This window comes from Kitasatospora sp. NPDC086801 (assembly GCF_044745805.1).
Taxonomy (GTDB): Bacteria; Actinomycetota; Actinomycetes; order Streptomycetales; family Streptomycetaceae; genus Kitasatospora.
The window spans coordinates 44,230-59,316 of sequence record NZ_JBIVAX010000017.1 but is presented as its reverse complement, the minus strand read 5'-3'; the positions used below and the strand labels follow the sequence as shown (position 1 = coordinate 59,316).

Genomic DNA, 15,087 nt, shown 5'->3' with positions numbered 1-15,087 from the left:
GGCAGTCGGCCGGGACGCTCCGCCGGACGGTGCGGTGATCACCGGGTGGTCGCCGCCGGGGCCAGGTCGTCGCCGTCGCCGGGCGCGGGCGAGCAGTTCCACTCGGCCCAGACCTCGCCTGTCTCACGGTAGCGGGCCAGGGCCACGGTGTTGACTGTGCCGTCGGCGTCGGTGAACCAGATCTCCGGCAGGGGGCCATACGTCTCCTCGTACGCGCCCACCCAGGAGATGAAGCCGACGCCCGCGCTCTCGACGTGCGTCAGCTTGCGGCCGCCGTGCCGGACGGCGAACGCCTCGTGCTCGGCCGGATCGTTGAGGAGCTGGTGCCAAGCGTCGTCGATGGCGGCGGAGAGCATCTCCGCCGCGGCCTGACCCGCGTCGATCCGAAGCGCGGCGATCGTGAAGAACTTGCCCAGCTCGTCAAGCTCGGTGACGGACTTGATGGCGGTGGTGCTCACGGGCCTCTCCAATCGGGTTGGCTCTGCCCGTCCGGAGCGGACGAGCAGTGGTGTGAGATGGCGCGCCGCCCGGCGGGCTTCCACGGAACCGAGGGGGAATCGGATTCACCTTGCGTCGGGTGGCGGACTACCAGACTGGCCGTCAGGGACTGAGGTGCTCAACGTGCTTGCATCCGTTTGCAGAACTTCAGCCCAGAGAGTCGATCGCCCTGGTGATCAGGTTCCGTACTTGCGCGCCGTGGACCGCGAATCCCATGAGTCTGTCGAACGCCTGGACGTAGAGGCCGACTTCGCTAGGTACAGTGAGCGTCACCTGGGCCGAGAGCAGTTCCGCTCCGGCTTCCGCATCGTCGAAGACGTTGAAGGTCTCCACCGGCCACATGGTGCGCGCTGCGGTGAAAGGGATGACGCCGAACGAGACAGCCGGCAGGGACATCACCGCCAGCAGGTGCTTCAGTTGCTCCGTCATCGTCTCTACACCGCCGAGTCGGTAGTACAGGACAGATTCCTCCACCAGGATCGCGAAGCGGTGGTGACCGGTGCGGATTACACGGGATCGGGCCAGGCGGGCCTTCACGGCCTCGGCGACATCGTTGGGCGTGCGCCGGAAGTCGGCCACCGTGGCGAGCAGCGCGGTGGCGTACGCCTCAGTCTGCAAGACACCGGGTACCACGCGGGAGGAATAGGAACGGAAGTGTCGCGTCCGCTCGTAGAGCGGAACCGCCGATTCCTGCAGCCTGCGAAGACCGGTGCGGGTGAGCCTGCGCCACTCGACATACATGGAGTCCACCGCACGGTTGGCGGCGATCAGATCCTCGGCCTGGTCGTCCGCGCCGCAGGCTCGGCACCACGCTCGGATGTCCTTGTCGGAAGGCGCGGTCTTGGCGTTGATGATGCGGGAGGTCTTCGAGCTGTTCCACCCGCACAGGGTCGCCAGCTCCTGCCCCAGGAGTCCGGCGTCCAGCATGATCTCGCGCAGTCGTGCGGCGACGGCTAGACGGGCCTCTTGGGCACTGGAGGATGGGGAGACGGGCATGAGCTGGCGGTCCTGATGCAGGTGGGTCAGACGGTGTACTTCTCGTGCGGGATGCCGCGCTCCCAGACAGCCTCGAAGGCGGCGGCGCAGAGTTCGGCCACCGCAGGGTCGTCGGTGAGCGTGGGACCGGCGGAACCGCCGTCGCCGGTGAAGTGGTTGAAGCGGACCACGGTTTCGTCGAACAGCCAGAAGTCGTTACCGGGCAGGGCGATATCCGATGCCTGGCGGCGCGGCAACCAGCGCACCTGTTCGCCGGCCGCCAGGTTCACGACGGTTCCGGCGTGCTCGTACCGGATGTAGTCGGTGACCGGCTCGGAGACGATGCGGGCGCGGCGCACGACCACGCCGCGGGTGACTGCTTTCCGGATCTGCGCAACCCAGCCGGACCATCCTTCGGATTCCGGGTCGGTGTCGACGTGGCCAGTGCGCAGGAACTCCGCGAATTCCTCCACCTCGCCGGCGATCCCGTAGCTATCCCTCAGCTCCAGATGGACCGCCGACCTGCGGGCCTGCCTCAGCATCGCCGAGAAGTCCGCACGTTCTGCATCGTCGAGCGCCTTCCTGATGATCCCCGCCATGCGCAGCGGGATGCGGGTCACGTTCTCGTGGTCGGGGATACCAGCGGAGTGGCCGGGTAGCCACTCCGTGCTGCCGATCTCCGTCAGCAGGGCCCCGCCGGGCTTCCAGCCCTGAAGGACCAGCTCCTTCTCCTCGTCGTCCACCCACACCATCGGACTTTCGTCCTTGCCGGTGTTGGGGTCGATCCCGCCGAACCGTAGGGTCATGGCGCCCTCCCGTGCCAAGTCGGCAGCGCGGTTTTGCACGCCACCGTTTCGCGGGACATGGCGGAGCGTCAAGGGCGCGTTTCAGCATGGACGCTCTGGACGCCCGTAGCTCTGCTGCCGCGTGGAACGCAGGTCCGAAGAACGCCGAAAGTCGTGTCTGCCAGGGTTCGTCCGCGACTTGCGGGCGCGCGCCCCGGGCCGGGGGCTCAGCCGCTGTGCCCGGGACTCCTCTTCCATCCAGGCAGTCTGATGCACGAGCCACGAATGTGTGCGGGAGTTATCGCCTGCTCTGTTCTGGCCTCCTCCGCTCCACCAGCCGGAGGTCGAAGAACGCGCTGAGTCTGATGACGGTTCTTGTCGGGAGAGCGGAGGCCCCCCGATCCGCCGTGGGCAGTACGGCCTCGAGCAGTTCGGGAGTCCGCGTCAGGCGGTGTCGAACTCGCCGGCTCGGAGGGCGGAGACGAAGGACTGCCAGGCCTCGGTCGGGAAGAGGAGGGCCGGGCCGTCGGTGTCCTTGGAGTCTCGGACGGGGACGGTCCCGGACGGGATCAAGTTCCCCGCGACCTCGATGCAGTCGCCGCCGTTGCTGCTGTACGAAGACTTGAACCACTGAGGCTCGGCGGTCACGGTAGTTCCTCTCTCAGCTGGCTGATCAGGGCCACAGACTCGGCTTGTGAGAGTGCGAGGGCCTGTAGCTGATAGTAGGCCGTGAGGATCGGCGGTACTGCGCCGCTGTCCCGTTCCAGGTGCCCTTGTTGCGCTGATTCGGCGTAGGACATCAGCGATCGGTCCGGAAGGGTGATGATGTTCACCGGGAGATCGAACGATCGTTCCTCGCCTATGGCGTACGGAGCCACCTGGAGAACGGTGTTGGGCATCCGGGCGAAGGCTGCAAGCTCGTCGAGCTGGGCGGCCATGATGGACTTTCCGCCGACCGGCCGTCGGATGCAGCTCTCATCCAGGACGACGTGGATCAGCGGAGGGGTTTCCCGGCGCAAGTTCGCCTGTCGGCGCGCAAGGTAGGCAACCCGCTCCTCGGCCTGGTCCTCCGTGATGCTGCCCCGCCGGAGCGCGCCCGCCGCGATGGCCCGTGCGTAGTCCATGGTCTGAAGCAGCCCCGGCACGATACCCAAGGTGAACAGTCTCAGTTCCACCGCCCTTGACTCGTGCGCGACGTATTCCGGGAAGCCTTCGAGGAGCGCCGAGGTCTTGAGGTCGAGCGCCTTGCGGGCGAAGACGCGATCCCATCCGAATGCTTTGTCAAGTTCGCGAGCCAGGCGCGGTGTTGGGGGACGTCGACCAGTTTCCACGGCTGACACGTGCGTGGGTGAATAGCCGATGGCGCTCGCCAAATCTTCCTGCCGCCAACCCCGTTCCTCTCGTGAGCTGCGGAGGAACGCACCGAACTCTGCGGCTGGAGACGAGTCGGGGTCCAGCTCGGCCTTGTTCATGAACCACTCTCCACGCACGTTTGAGAGGTTGAAGGACGTCCAATGCTAGAGGACAGTGGCGACCCCGGGTAGTCATTAAACTACGGAACGGAGTCAGCTGTGGTGAGCAAGGAGTCCCCGACCGGGCCGCTCTACCGCCCGCAGGTCGGCGAGTTGGTCGAGGACGGGAGGACCGGCAAGGATGTCGTCTACATGGGCGTCCCCGCCGAGCCCCGTGGTCGGACCGCGTGAAGCGCCAACCGGCGCTCGGCGTCGATGTGTTGGCCGCCATCCTCATGGCCGGTGTCGTCGCGTCCGAACCGATCATCCGGCGGGCCACCCAGCGGCGACTCGGCCGGGCCGCCGCCGATGACCACCCACCCTGCCTGTCCCGCACCGGACTGCTGCGCCCCGGTCGATCTGCTCAACGACGCCAACGCGGCCGGACGGACGTGGAACTGCCCGAACTGCGCCCGGTGGGGCGTTGCCTGGTCGTCGGACTACCTGGCGGACCAGCCGTTCGAGGAACCCCTCGTCGTCCTCGGCCGCCGGAAGGTCCGGAAGGTGGTGAGCCGTGATGCCGATGTTCGGCCGCGCGATCCTCGGCCTGATGCGTAAGGCTCGGGTCATTTGCTTGTGGCTCTGGGGCGCACACCTTCAGTTCGTGCCACCGCTTCTCTGGCTCAGCCCCAAGCGACGCCGAGCGGTCGCGGCGGTGGAACGGGTACTCGCCGAGGAATGGCACATCCGGCAGACCTGCGACGAGGCCGCCCGGGACGCCCTGCACGCCGAGCTGTACGAGGCCATGGCCGGACTCCACGCCCCGGCACCCCGTCGCCGGCCTCGGACGGCGTCCCGGCCGCCCAACCGCCCCAACTGATACGACGCGGCTCAGACGAACGGGCCGCGCGGGAACCACGGATCGCGGACCTCCCGGGGCCCGTCCGGCGTCAGCAGGGTGAGGGTGTACGGCGAGGCCGCGTACTCGGCGAGCTGCACCGCGCCGTAGCGGGTCTCCAGTTCGGCCTGCACCGGTACCGGCAGCTTGCTCAGCGTCCGCCGCAGCTGCAGCGCGTCCCGGCGGCTGATCGGGTGCGGGGCGCGTAGCACCAGCCGCAGCGGGCTGAGCGGCCCGGCGACGGGCACGCCGGTGCCCAGTTCGTAGCCAACCGCGCCGATCGGCCCCCAGGCCAGCCGGTGGTCCGCGACCAGGCGGCCGACCTCCGGCAGCAGGGCGAGCGCCGGAATCCCGGCGACCCGCTCCGGGGCCAGCCGCCCGCGCCGCTCGGCCAGCTGCTCGGGCCGCAGTGTCCGGGCCACTGCCGCCCACGGTGCCAGCGCGTCCAGTCGCTGCCCGGGGCGGGGGCCGCGCACGATCACCGGGATCCACTGTTCGGGCGCCGCCTCCGGGTCCCGGGTGCAGCGCTGCGGGTGCGGCACGTCCGCCGGGGCGCCGACCACCGAGGGCGCCCGGCCGACCGTCGCCCAGGGGTGGGCCCGCAGCACGGCCCGCGCCCAGTCCGGCAGCTCGCCGCCCGCCAGCGGGCGCAGCGAACTGGGGCACTGCATCAGCAGTAGGTCGTGGGCGCCGGGCAGCCGCCCGTCCAGTGCGGCCAGCGGGCCGACCCGCCGGCGCGGTCCGTCGTGGGGGTCCTCGGCGGTGCGCCGGGTTTGGCGGGCGGAAGGTACGACGGTCACGGTGGGCTCCAGACGGTGGCGTCAGTTCGGCCGACGGCTCCAATCTCTGCCCGGCGCCCGTCCCCGCGCTACGGCCCTTGGGCGCGTTCACCAGGGACCAAAGGCTCAACGTGCGCCCCCGCGCGCCCGGTGTGAGAGTGGGGGCAGCCCGGTATTCGTCCGGAGGAGGAGTCATGGGCATCTTCGACAGGTTCCGCCACAAGGCGCACGAGGCGACCGGGCAGGACGCCACCGAGCGTGCCGCCCTGGCCCACGACGAGGCCGCCGACGCGTACAGCCCCGAGATCGAGCGGACCCGCGAGACCCGCGAGACCCGCGAGTCGGAGCGGCGCGCCGCGCAGCAGCAGGAGGAGGCCGACCGGCGTGCCGCCGAGAACATGACGGCCGAGGGCGACCCCTGGGACTGACCCCCCCAATCCACACCCCCCAATCCACACCCCCCAGGACCCCCCCCAGGGCCCCCAGGACCCCCCAGGACCCCCCAGGTCAGGGGGCCCGTGGCGGCAGCGGCGGGCGCCGCAGGTCCGGCCGGGGGGTGTCCTCCGGCGGGGGCTCTGCGGCGGGCGCGTCCTCCAGCAGGTCCAGGGCCAGCTGGACGGCGGCGACCAGTTCGGGGTGGCGCCCGCGCGCCCAGTCGCGCGGGGTGCGCAGCACGTGCACGTCCGGTTCGACGCCGCGGTTCTCCACCGACCAGCCGAGCCCGCCGGCGAACCAGGAGGCGTTCTTGGGCACCGAGATCCGGGTGCCGTCGCCGAGGGTGTGCCGTCCGGTCATTCCGACCACCCCGCCCCAGGTCCGGTTGCCGACCACCGGGCCGAGGCCGAGCAGCTTGATCGCCGCGATGACCACGTCGCCGTCCGAGCTGGTCGCCTCGTCGGCGAGCGCCACCAGCGGGCCGCGCAGCGCGTGCCGGGGCCAGCGGACCGGCTGGCGGTCCCGGCTGAAGTCCCAGGCGAGGACGTGCCGGGTGAGCTTCTCCAGGACCAGTTCGGAGACGTTGCCGCCGGCGTTGCCGCGCACGTCCAGGACGAGCGCGGGCTTGTCCAGCTCGCGCCGCAGGTCGCGGTTGAACTGTGCCCAGCCGGAGCCGCCGAGGTCCGGGATGTGCAGGTAGCCGCACCGGCCGTCGCTGAACTCCCGGACCAGGGCGCGGCGTTTGGCCACCCAGTCCTGGTAGCGGACGGCCCGTTCGTCGGTCAGCGGGGTGACGGTGATCCGCCGCACCGGGCCGTCCGGGCCGCTGCGCAGGGCCAGTTCGACGGTGGTGCCGCCGGTGCCGGCCAGCAGGGGCAGTGGGCCGCGCACCGGGTCCACCGGACGGCCGCCGACGGCGAGCAGTTCGTCGCCGTCCCGTACGCCCTGGGCGGCGAGCGGGGCGCGGGCGCGCGGGTCGGAGGTCTCGCCGGGCAGGACCCGGTCGACGAGCCAGCGCCCGTCGGGGGAGTGGTGTGCGTTGGCGCCGAGCAGGCCGAGCGGCTGCTGGGCGAGCGAGGGCCCCTCGGCGCGCCGGGACGGGGTGACGTAGGCGTGCGAGGTGCCGAGTTCGCCGAGGAGTTCGCGCAGCAGGTCGGCGAAGTCGTCGGGTGAGCAGATCCGTTCCAGCAGCGGCTCGTACTGGGCGACCAGGGCGGGCCAGTCCAGGCCGGACATCCGCTCGTCCCAGAACTGGTCCCGGACGATCCGGGCGGCCTCGTGGTAGGCCTGGCGCCACTCGGCGGCCGGGTGCACGGTGTGGGTGATCCGGCGCAGGTCGACGGTGCTGCCGGCGCCGGGGGCGGCGACCGGGACGATCCGCAGGCTCCCGGCCGAGTACACCGCGATCGAGCCGCCGTCCCCGGAGACGGCGTAGCCGTCCAGGTTGTCGACCAGGGTGGTGCGGGTGCCCCGGGCGAGGTCGAAGTACTCCAGCGAGGGGCGGCCGGAGGTGTCGTCGGGGCTGGCGAAGGTCTGCCCGAGGGTGCCGGAGATCGGCCAGCGCAGCCAGACCAGGCCGCCGCGCACCGCGTCGGTGGCTGAGTACTTGGAGGCGATCACCGGGAACTGCAGCAGCCGTTCGCCGATGCCCTGCGGGTCGACGCGGACGGTGCCGTCGCCGCCGCCGTTGCCGCGCGGGCCGCCGTCCTCGGCGGGTGCGGCGAACGGGGACGGCGTGTCGGCGGTGAGCGGGACGAGGTACGGGCGGCAGCCGAGCGGGAAGGAGAGGTCGCCGGTGTGGACGTCGTGGACGGGGTCGAAGCCGCGCCAGGACAGGAAGGCCAGGTAGCGGCCGTCCCGGGTGAACACCGGCTGCTCGTCCTCGAACCGGCCGTCGGTGACCTCGGTGACCGGCCCGGGCGCGTCGGTGCGGGTGAGCCGGATCCGGCGCAGCGAGCGCCCGGCCACCGGTTGGGACCAGGCGATCCAGTGCGAGTCGGGGGAGAACCGGGCGCTGGAGACCGGCCCGTAGCCGGAGGCGGCGAGTTCGCGGACGGCGCCGTCGGCGGCGGCGACCAGCAGCAGCCGCCCGTCGGAGGCGGCGACGGCGAGGTGGGCGCCGTCGGGGGAGGCGGTGAGTTCCAGGACCCGGCCGATCCGGTCGGCGGCGAGCACCCGGTGGTGGTGCTTCTCCGGGGTCGCGTGCCCGGTGCCGCCCTCGTGCCCGGGCAGCGGCATCACCTCGATCGCGTCGGCGCCCTCGGCGTCGGTGATCCAGGCGGCCTCGCCGGTGTGCCCGAGGATCACCGGCAGCCGGGTCCGGACCCCGGGGGTGTCGGCGAGCGCGCGGGCCGGGCCGTCCTTGTGGGTGAGCCAGTACTGGCTGCCGCGCACGGTGATCACTCCGGCCCGGCCGGTCTGGTCGCAGGCCAGGTCCTTGACCTGGGCGGCGGCGCCGACCTGGTACGGGCGGCGGCCGGCCCGGGCGCCGCCGAGCGGGACGGTGAGCCGGCGCGGGGCGGGGGCGTCCAGGCCGTCCAGCAGCCAGAGGTCGCCGGCGTGCTGGTAGACGATCCGGGTGCCGTCGGTGGCGGCCTCGCGGGCGTAGTAGGAGGCGTGGTCGGTGTGCCGGCGCAGGTCGGTGCCGTCGGGGCGGCAGGAGTAGACGTTGCCGATGCCCTCGTGGTCGGAGAGGAAGGCGATCCGGCCAGCGACCGGCATGGGTGAGGCGAGGTGGCCGGGGTGGCTGGCCAGGATCTGTTCGCCGTCCGCCCAGAGCCGGCCGGTGGCGCCGCCCCGGTAGCGCTTCCAGGCGGCGGGCTCGTGCGGGGCGGCGCCGGTGAGCAGCACGGTGCGTTCGCGGCTCATCTGGGCGTCGCCGACCGGGCCCCAGGGCATCCGGCGGCCGGGGGAGCCGTCGGGCGGCAGGGCGTGCGCCCAGGTGTAGTGGCCGAACGGCTCGTGGTAAGAGGTGACGGCCAGCACCTCGCCGTCCGGCAGCCAGCCGCGCACCCGGGTGTCCTGGCTGCCCCAGTGGCTGAGCCGTTCGGCCTCGCCGCCTTCGACGGGGGCGGTCCACACCTCGGGAGTCAGGCTGAGCCAGCTGGTCCAGGCGAGGGTGCGGCCGTCGGGGGAGAGTCGGGGGTGGCTGACCCGGGTGCGGTCGCAGCTGACCCGCCAGGCCCGGCCGGTGGCGCCGTCGGCGTCCAGCGGGGCGATCCAGACGTCGTCCTCGGCGGTGAAGGCGAGCAGCCCGCCGTGCAGGTGGGGGTAGCGGAGGTAGCCGGGCGGGGTCACCCCTCCATCCTTCGACGGGGTGTCACCCCCGGCAACCGGGGCGGCCCGTCGGGGCCGCCGGCCGCCCTGGCCGCAGCAGGTGCCGACCGGTCTGGACCATTGACACCGCAGTGTCGAATCCACTTCAGTGGTCTAGTCCAACTTGGGTGCCAGGCCGGGCCGTTACCCCCCACTGGCGCGTGCTCCGGCGTGCCCTCGGACGTCCCCCACGACCGCGCCATCGCAGGAGCCCCCGCATGCGCAGATCCACACCCGTACCCGCCCCCGCCCGCCGGAGGCAGTCCCGCACCCTGCTCGCCGCCGGCACCGCCTCGGCCGTCGCCGCGGCCACCCTGGTCGGCGTCACCCTGGGCCTGGCGCCCACCGCCTCGGCCGGCGAGTTCCTGGTCAACGGCGGCTTCGAGTCCGGCTCGCTCGGCCCCTGGAGTTGCAGCGGCGGCACCGGCAGCGTCGTCACCAGCCCGGTGCACGGCGGCGGCTACGCCCTCGCCGCCGCGGCCACCGCGGGCGACACCGCCCAGTGCGGCCAGACCGTCACCGTCGCCCCCAGCACCACCTACACGCTCAGCGCGTACGTCAACGGCTCGTACGTCTACCTGGGCGTCGACGGCGGCGGCCCCAGCACCTGGACCCCCGGCACCGGTGGCGGCTACCAGAAGCTCAGCCTCAGCTTCACCACCGGCGCCACCCAGACCAGCGCCACCGTCTACACCCACGGCTGGTACGGCCAGGGCACCTACTACGCGGACGACGTCTCGCTGGACGGCCCGGGCGCCCCCAGCCCGACGCCGACGCCCACCGGGTCCCCGACCGCGACGAGCAGCCCCACCGGGACCCCCACGGGCACCCCGACCGGTACGCCGACGGGCACCCCGACCGGCACGCCCACCACCCCGCCGCCCGCCGGCAGCCACGCCCTGGTCGGCTACCTGCACGCCAGCTTCGCCAACGGCGCCGGCTACACCCGGATGGCCGACGTCCCCAACTCCTGGGACTTCATCGACCTCTCCTTCGGCGAGCCCACCTCCCCGACCTCCGGCGACATCCGCTTCAACCGCTGCTCGCCCACCGACTGCCCGACCGTCGAGTCCGACGCCGACTTCAAGGCCGCCATCGCGTCCAAGCGGGCCCAGGGCAAGAAGGTGCTGATCTCGATCGGCGGCCAGAACGGCCAGGTCCAGCTGACCACCACCGCCGCCCGCGACACCTTCGTCAGCTCGGTCTCGGCGATCATCGACACGTGGGGCCTGGACGGCCTGGACATCGACTTCGAGGGGCACTCGCTCTCCCTCGACACCGGCGACACCGACTTCAAGAACCCGAAGAGCGCGGTCATCGTCAACCTGATCTCGGCGCTGAAGACCCTCAAGGCCAAGTACGGCCCGGGCTTCGTGCTGACCATGGCGCCGGAGACCTTCTTCGTCCAACTCGGCTACCAGTACTACGGTTCCGGCCCCTGGGGCGGTCAGGACCCGCGGGCCGGGGCGTACCTGCCGGTCATCTACGCGCTGCGCGACGACCTCACCCTGCTGCACGTCCAGGACTACAACTCCGGCTCCATCATGGGCCTGGACAACCAGTACCACTCGATGGGCGGCGCCGACTTCCACGTCGCGATGACCGACCTGCTGCTCAACGGCTTCCCGGTGGCGGGCAACACCGCCAACGTGTTCCCGCCGCTGCCCGCCTCCAAGGTGGCCATCGGCATGCCGGCCACCACCAACGCCGGCAACGGCTACGTCGCCCCGGCCGAGGTGAACAAGGCCCTGGACTGCCTCACCAGGCTGGCCAACTGCGGGACGTACGTGCCGCGTTCGGGTGCCCAGCCGAACCTGCGCGGGTTGATGACCTGGTCCGTCAACTGGGACCAGTTCGGCGGCCGGGAGTTCTCCAAGAACTTCGACGGCTACTTCCACCGCTGACGTGCCGTCCGTGGGAACCGTGCTTGAACCTGACACCGGTGTGAGGATCGAGCATGGTTCCCATGGCGACCACACAGCTCCCGACTCCCGTAGCCCGTCCCCCTTTCCCGCTCCCCGCCCTGCTCGCCCTGGCCACCGCCGTCTTCGTCACCGCGCTCACCGAGACCCTGCCCGCCGGCGTCCTGCCCGGGATGAGCGGGGCCCTCGGCGTCAGCGAGTCGGCCGCCGGGCAGACCGTCACCGTCTACGCGCTCGGGACCGCCGCCACCGCGATCCCGCTCACCGCGGCCACCGCGGGCTGGGGCCGCAAGCGGCTGCTGCTCACCGCGATGGCCGGCTTCGCCGCCGCCAACACCGTCACCGCGGTCTCCACGAACTACCCGCTCACCCTGGCCGCCCGCTTCCTCGCGGGCGTCGCGGCCGGCCTCGCCTGGGCGCTGCTGGCCGGGTACGCGCGCCGGCTGGTGCCGGTCGAGCAGCAGGGCCGGGCGATGGCGGTGGCGATGGCGGGCGTGCCGGTGGCGCTGTCGCTGGGAGTGCCGGTCGGCACCTTCCTCGGCCAGGCGCTCGCCTGGTGGGTGCCCTTCCTGGCCATGACGGCACTGGCGCTCGGCGTGATCGGCTGGATCGCGGCCCTGCTGCCGGACCAGCCCGGCCAACCGGCCGGTGAGCGCGCCCCGGTGCGGAGCGCGCTCACCGTGCCCGGGGTGGCGCCGGTGCTCGCCGTGACGGTGCTCCTCGTGCTCGCCCACACCATCCTGTTCACCTACATCGCGCCCTTCCTCGACCGGACCGGCCTCGGCGATGCGACCGACACCGTGCTGCTGGTCTTCGGACTGGCCTCGCTGGCGAGCATCTGGTTCACCGGCGCCCACATCCACCGCCGGCTGCGGCAGTTGACGATCGGCGGCGCGCTGCTGGTCGCCCTGACCGCGGGCCTGCTCGGCCTCTGGTCGCACAGCACGCCGCTGGTGCACGCCGCCGCCCTGCTCTGGGGCCTGGGCTGGGGCGGCGCCCCGACCCTGCTGCAGACCGCCGTCGGCGACGCGGGCGGCGAGCGGGCGGACGCCGCCCAGACGATGCTGGTCACCCTGTGGAACGCCGCGATGGCGGGCGGCGGCGTGGTCGGCGGCCTGGTGCTGGGCCGCCTGGGCACCGGCGCCCTGCCCTGGACGGTGCTCGCCCTGATGCTGCCCGTCCTGGCGGTGGTCGCCGCCGCCCGCCGCCACGGCTTCCCGACCGGGCGCCGTTAGCGCAGCTGGAGCCCGTTGGCCAGCAGCTCGGCGACCAGCTCGGGCCGGGCCGTCGCGACCGAGCCCGCCGAGTACGGCGGCTGCGGGTCGTACTCGATGACCAGCTGGATCGCCTCCGCGGTCGCGTCCCCGGCCAGCAGGCCGGTCAGCGTCAGCGCGAGGTCGATCCCGGCCGAGACCCCGGCCGCGGTCGCGTACTTGCCGTCGACCACGACCCGCTCCGTCCCGGTCGGCTCCGCCCCGAACTTCTTCAGCGCGTCGAGGCAGCACCAGTGCGAGGTGGCCCGGCGCCCCGCCAGCAGTCCGGCGGCGCCCAGCAGCAGGGAGCCCGAGCAGACCGAGGTGGTCCAGGTGGTGGTGGCGTCCACCGCGCGGACCCACTCCAGCACGGCCTGGTCGGCCAGCCGGGCCTCCGTCCCGGGACCGCCCGGGACGAGCAGCACGTCGGCCGCGTCCACCTCGTCCAGGGCGGCCTCCGCGGTCAGCGACAGGGTCTTCATGTCGGTGCGGACCGGGCCGCGCTTCGCGGCGGTGAACACCACCTCGGCGCCGGGGATGCGGGACAGCACCTCGCAGGGGCCGACGGCGTCCAGGGCGGTGAACCGGTCGTAGAGCAGAACGGCGATGCGCATCAGTGTCCTCCAACAGGATCGGGTCGGAAGCGGCGTCGGTACTCGGCGGGCGGGGCGGCCAGGGACCGGACGAAGGCGCGCCGCATCGCCTCCGGGGTGCCGTAGCCGCAGGAGCGCGCGATCTCCTCGATGCCGTCGGCGGTGTCCTCCAGCAGCCGCCGGGCGGCCTCCAGCCGGACCCCGTCCACGTACCGGCCCGGGGTCACCCCCACCTCGGTGGCGAAGGCCCGGGCGAAGTGCCGCGGTGACAGCGCCGACCGGCGGGCCAGTGCCTCGACCGACAGGTCGGCCTCCGGGTGCTCGGCGATCCACCGCTGCACCTCGCGCAGCGGTTGCCGGGCCGCCACCTGGGCGGCCAGCTGGGTGCTGAACTGGGCCTGGTTCCCCGGCCGGCGCAGGAAGACCACCAGGTGGCGGGCGATCAGCAGGGCGGCGTCGCGTCCCAGGTCCTCCTCGACCAGGGCCAGCGCCAGGTCGATCCCGGCGGTGACCCCGGCCGAGGTGGCGACGTTCCCGTCCCGGACGTGGATCGGGTCGGGATCGACCTCGACGTCCGGGAACCGCCGGGCCAGTGCCTCGCAGTACGCCCAGTGCGTGGTGGCCCGGCGCCCGGCCAGCAGCCCGGCCTCGGCGAGCAGGAAGGCCCCGGTGCACACCGACACCACCCGCTCGGCCCGGCCGGCCAGCTCCCGGATCCGTGCCACCAGCGTGCCGTCCGGGCGGTTGGTGCCCTGCCCGCCGGGGACCAGCAGGGTGTGCACCGGCCCGACCTCGGCCAGGTCCGCGTCCGGCAGCAGCCGCAGCCCGCTGTGGCTGCGCACCGGCCCGCCGCCCAGGGAGGCGGTGGTCACCCGGTAGCCCCCTGGCCGCCCGGAGGCCGCGCCCGCCCCCGCGAACACCTCCAGGGGGCCGGTCACGTCGAGGCTCTGCACGCCCTCGTAGAGGACGACGACCACGCTGCGCGCTCTCATGCGGCCAGCCTGTCACCGGGCTGCGGTGGCAGCAATGACCGGTTTCCCACCTTTCCTGCCACCGGGGGCGGGCGCGTACGGCAAAACGCCGGAAGGCCCCTCGCTCTCGCGAAGGGCCTTCCGGCTGTCTGTGCGCCGCCAGGGACTCGAACCCCGGACCCGCTGATTAAGAGTCAGCTGCTCTAACCAACTGAGCTAGCGGCGCCTGCTGACGCGGAGAACATTACCTGGTCAGCAGCCGAAACACACAATCGGCCCGGACGCCCGCCCCGGCCCGGCTCAGGGGGTCAGCACCACCTTGCCCCGGACGTGCCCGGTGCCGACCAGCCGGTGGGCGTCGGCGGCGCGCTCCAGCGGGAAGGTCTCGGCGACCTCCAGCCGCAGCCCGCCCGCCTCCCACAGCGCGACCAGTTCGGCCAGCCGGGCGGCCGTCCGCTCCCCGCGCAGCCGGCGCACCCCGAGCCGTTCGGCACCCGCGTAGTCGACCACGGTGCCGATCCGGTCGCGGTCGGCGACCAGGTCGACGGAGGCCTCCAGGGCGCCCCGCCCGGCGGCGTCGAAGGCGGCGTCCACGCCCTGCGGCGCCACCGCCCGGACCCGCTCGACCAGCCCCTCGCCGTACGCGACCGGGATCGCGCCCAGTTCGCGCAGGTGGTCGTGGTTGCGCTCGCTCGCGGTGCCGATCACGGTGGCGCCCCAGGCCCGGGCGAGCTGGACCGCGACGGTGCCGACCCCGCCGGAGGCGCCGTGCACCAGGACGGTGTCGCCGGGGCCGACCGTGAGCAGGGTGAGCGCCAGGTGTGCGGTCTGGCCGGAGGCGGAGAGCGAGCCGGCCTGTTCCCAGGGCATGCCGGCGGGCTTGGCCACCAGCTGGGCGGCGTCCACCGTGACGAGCCCGGCCTGGCTGTCCAGGAAGCGGAAGCCCAACACCTCGTCGCCGACCTGCCAGCCGGAGCCGTCCGGCCCGAGCCGGTCCACCACTCCGGCGAACTCGTTGCCGAGGACGAACGGCGGCTCGACGACCGCCCCCGGCGGGCGGAAGCCCTCCCGGATGGCGAGGTCGACCGGCTGCACCCCGGCCGCGTAGACCCGGACCCGGACCTGGCCCGGCCCGGGCTCCGGGTCGGGCACCTCGGTGACCCGCAGGACCTCCGGACCGCCCGACCCCGTCACGGTGACCGCCTTCATCTC

At 72.9% G+C, this 15,087-nt stretch carries 15 protein-coding genes and 1 tRNA gene; 5 read left to right on the top strand and 11 right to left on the bottom strand.

Going from position 1 to position 15,087, the window contains the following annotated elements:
* Positions 1-38 precede the first annotated feature (38 nt).
* The 5 genes from ACIPLC_RS19585 to ACIPLC_RS19565 all read right to left on the bottom strand — a co-directional run bounded on the left by ACIPLC_RS19585 (position 39) and on the right by ACIPLC_RS19565 (position 3,730).
* Positions 39-458 carry a hypothetical protein gene (locus ACIPLC_RS19585; RefSeq protein WP_400474253.1) on the bottom strand — a complete coding sequence of 140 codons (420 nt, stop codon included), beginning with the start codon at positions 456-458 and terminating at the stop codon, positions 39-41.
* Positions 459-645: 187 nt separating this feature from the next.
* On the bottom strand, positions 646-1,494 hold the full coding sequence (locus tag ACIPLC_RS19580; RefSeq protein ID WP_400474252.1) for a helix-turn-helix domain-containing protein: 849 nt from the start codon (positions 1,492-1,494) through the stop codon (positions 646-648).
* A gap of 26 nt (positions 1,495-1,520) precedes the next feature.
* Positions 1,521-2,072: a DUF6879 family protein gene (locus ACIPLC_RS19575; RefSeq protein WP_400474334.1), complete on the bottom strand. Its 552-nt coding sequence runs from the start codon at positions 2,070-2,072 to the stop codon at positions 1,521-1,523.
* A gap of 630 nt (positions 2,073-2,702) precedes the next feature.
* Complete coding sequence (locus ACIPLC_RS19570; protein ID WP_363628154.1) at positions 2,703-2,906, bottom strand: DUF397 domain-containing protein; 204 nt, start codon at positions 2,904-2,906, stop codon at positions 2,703-2,705.
* Positions 2,903-3,730, bottom strand: a complete 828-nt coding sequence (locus ACIPLC_RS19565) for a Scr1 family TA system antitoxin-like transcriptional regulator (protein WP_400474251.1) — start codon at positions 3,728-3,730, stop codon at positions 2,903-2,905. The genes ACIPLC_RS19570 and ACIPLC_RS19565 overlap by 4 nt, the downstream gene beginning before the upstream one ends.
* A 102-nt stretch (positions 3,731-3,832) precedes the next feature.
* Here ACIPLC_RS19565 and ACIPLC_RS19560 point away from each other — a divergent pair, with 102 nt between their 5' ends.
* A complete protein-coding gene (locus ACIPLC_RS19560) occupies positions 3,833-3,961 on the top strand; it encodes a hypothetical protein (protein WP_400474250.1) in 129 nt (42 codons plus the stop codon).
* 412 nt (positions 3,962-4,373) lie between these two features.
* Positions 4,374-4,589 carry a hypothetical protein gene (locus tag ACIPLC_RS19555; RefSeq protein WP_400474249.1) on the top strand — a complete coding sequence of 72 codons (216 nt, stop codon included), beginning with the start codon at positions 4,374-4,376 and terminating at the stop codon, positions 4,587-4,589.
* 11 nt (positions 4,590-4,600) lie between these two features.
* On the opposite strand, the gene ACIPLC_RS19550 is transcribed toward ACIPLC_RS19555, so the two are convergent.
* Positions 4,601-5,407, bottom strand: a complete 807-nt coding sequence (locus ACIPLC_RS19550; protein ID WP_400474248.1) for a phosphoribosyl-dephospho-CoA transferase MdcG domain-containing protein — start codon at positions 5,405-5,407, stop codon at positions 4,601-4,603.
* 173 nt (positions 5,408-5,580) lie between these two features.
* Here ACIPLC_RS19550 and ACIPLC_RS19545 point away from each other — a divergent pair, with 173 nt between their 5' ends.
* Entirely contained in the window at positions 5,581-5,814 is a 234-nt protein-coding gene (locus ACIPLC_RS19545) for a hypothetical protein (protein ID WP_400474247.1), read from the top strand.
* 79 nt (positions 5,815-5,893) lie between these two features.
* Here the strand turns inward: ACIPLC_RS19545 and ACIPLC_RS19540 are convergent, their stop codons facing one another.
* Positions 5,894-9,118 carry a S41 family peptidase gene (locus ACIPLC_RS19540; RefSeq protein ID WP_400474246.1) on the bottom strand — a complete coding sequence of 1,075 codons (3,225 nt, stop codon included), beginning with the start codon at positions 9,116-9,118 and terminating at the stop codon, positions 5,894-5,896.
* A gap of 236 nt (positions 9,119-9,354) precedes the next feature.
* Here ACIPLC_RS19540 and ACIPLC_RS19535 point away from each other — a divergent pair, with 236 nt between their 5' ends.
* Positions 9,355-11,040 carry a chitinase gene (locus ACIPLC_RS19535; protein WP_400474245.1) on the top strand — a complete coding sequence of 562 codons (1,686 nt, stop codon included), beginning with the start codon at positions 9,355-9,357 and terminating at the stop codon, positions 11,038-11,040.
* Between the two features lie 62 nt (positions 11,041-11,102).
* The gene (locus ACIPLC_RS19530) at positions 11,103-12,293 is read left to right on the top strand and encodes an MFS transporter (protein WP_400474244.1); all 1,191 of its coding nucleotides are present in this window, start codon (positions 11,103-11,105) and stop codon (positions 12,291-12,293) included.
* On the opposite strand, the gene ACIPLC_RS19525 is transcribed toward ACIPLC_RS19530, so the two are convergent.
* The 4 genes from ACIPLC_RS19525 to ACIPLC_RS19510 all read right to left on the bottom strand — a co-directional run bounded on the left by ACIPLC_RS19525 (position 12,290) and on the right by ACIPLC_RS19510 (position 15,084).
* Positions 12,290-12,925, bottom strand: coding sequence for a DJ-1/PfpI family protein (locus tag ACIPLC_RS19525; RefSeq protein ID WP_400474243.1), 636 nt, complete (start codon positions 12,923-12,925; stop codon positions 12,290-12,292). The genes ACIPLC_RS19530 and ACIPLC_RS19525 overlap by 4 nt on opposite strands.
* Positions 12,925-13,896 (bottom strand): GlxA family transcriptional regulator, encoded by a 972-nt coding sequence (locus ACIPLC_RS19520; protein ID WP_400474242.1) that lies wholly within the window; start codon positions 13,894-13,896, stop codon positions 12,925-12,927. Before ACIPLC_RS19520 ends, ACIPLC_RS19525 begins: the two co-directional genes overlap by 1 nt.
* A gap of 131 nt (positions 13,897-14,027) precedes the next feature.
* A tRNA-Lys gene (locus ACIPLC_RS19515) sits at positions 14,028-14,101 on the bottom strand.
* A gap of 74 nt (positions 14,102-14,175) precedes the next feature.
* On the bottom strand, positions 14,176-15,084 hold the full coding sequence (locus tag ACIPLC_RS19510; protein ID WP_400474241.1) for an NADP-dependent oxidoreductase: 909 nt from the start codon (positions 15,082-15,084) through the stop codon (positions 14,176-14,178).
* Positions 15,085-15,087 lie beyond the last annotated feature (3 nt).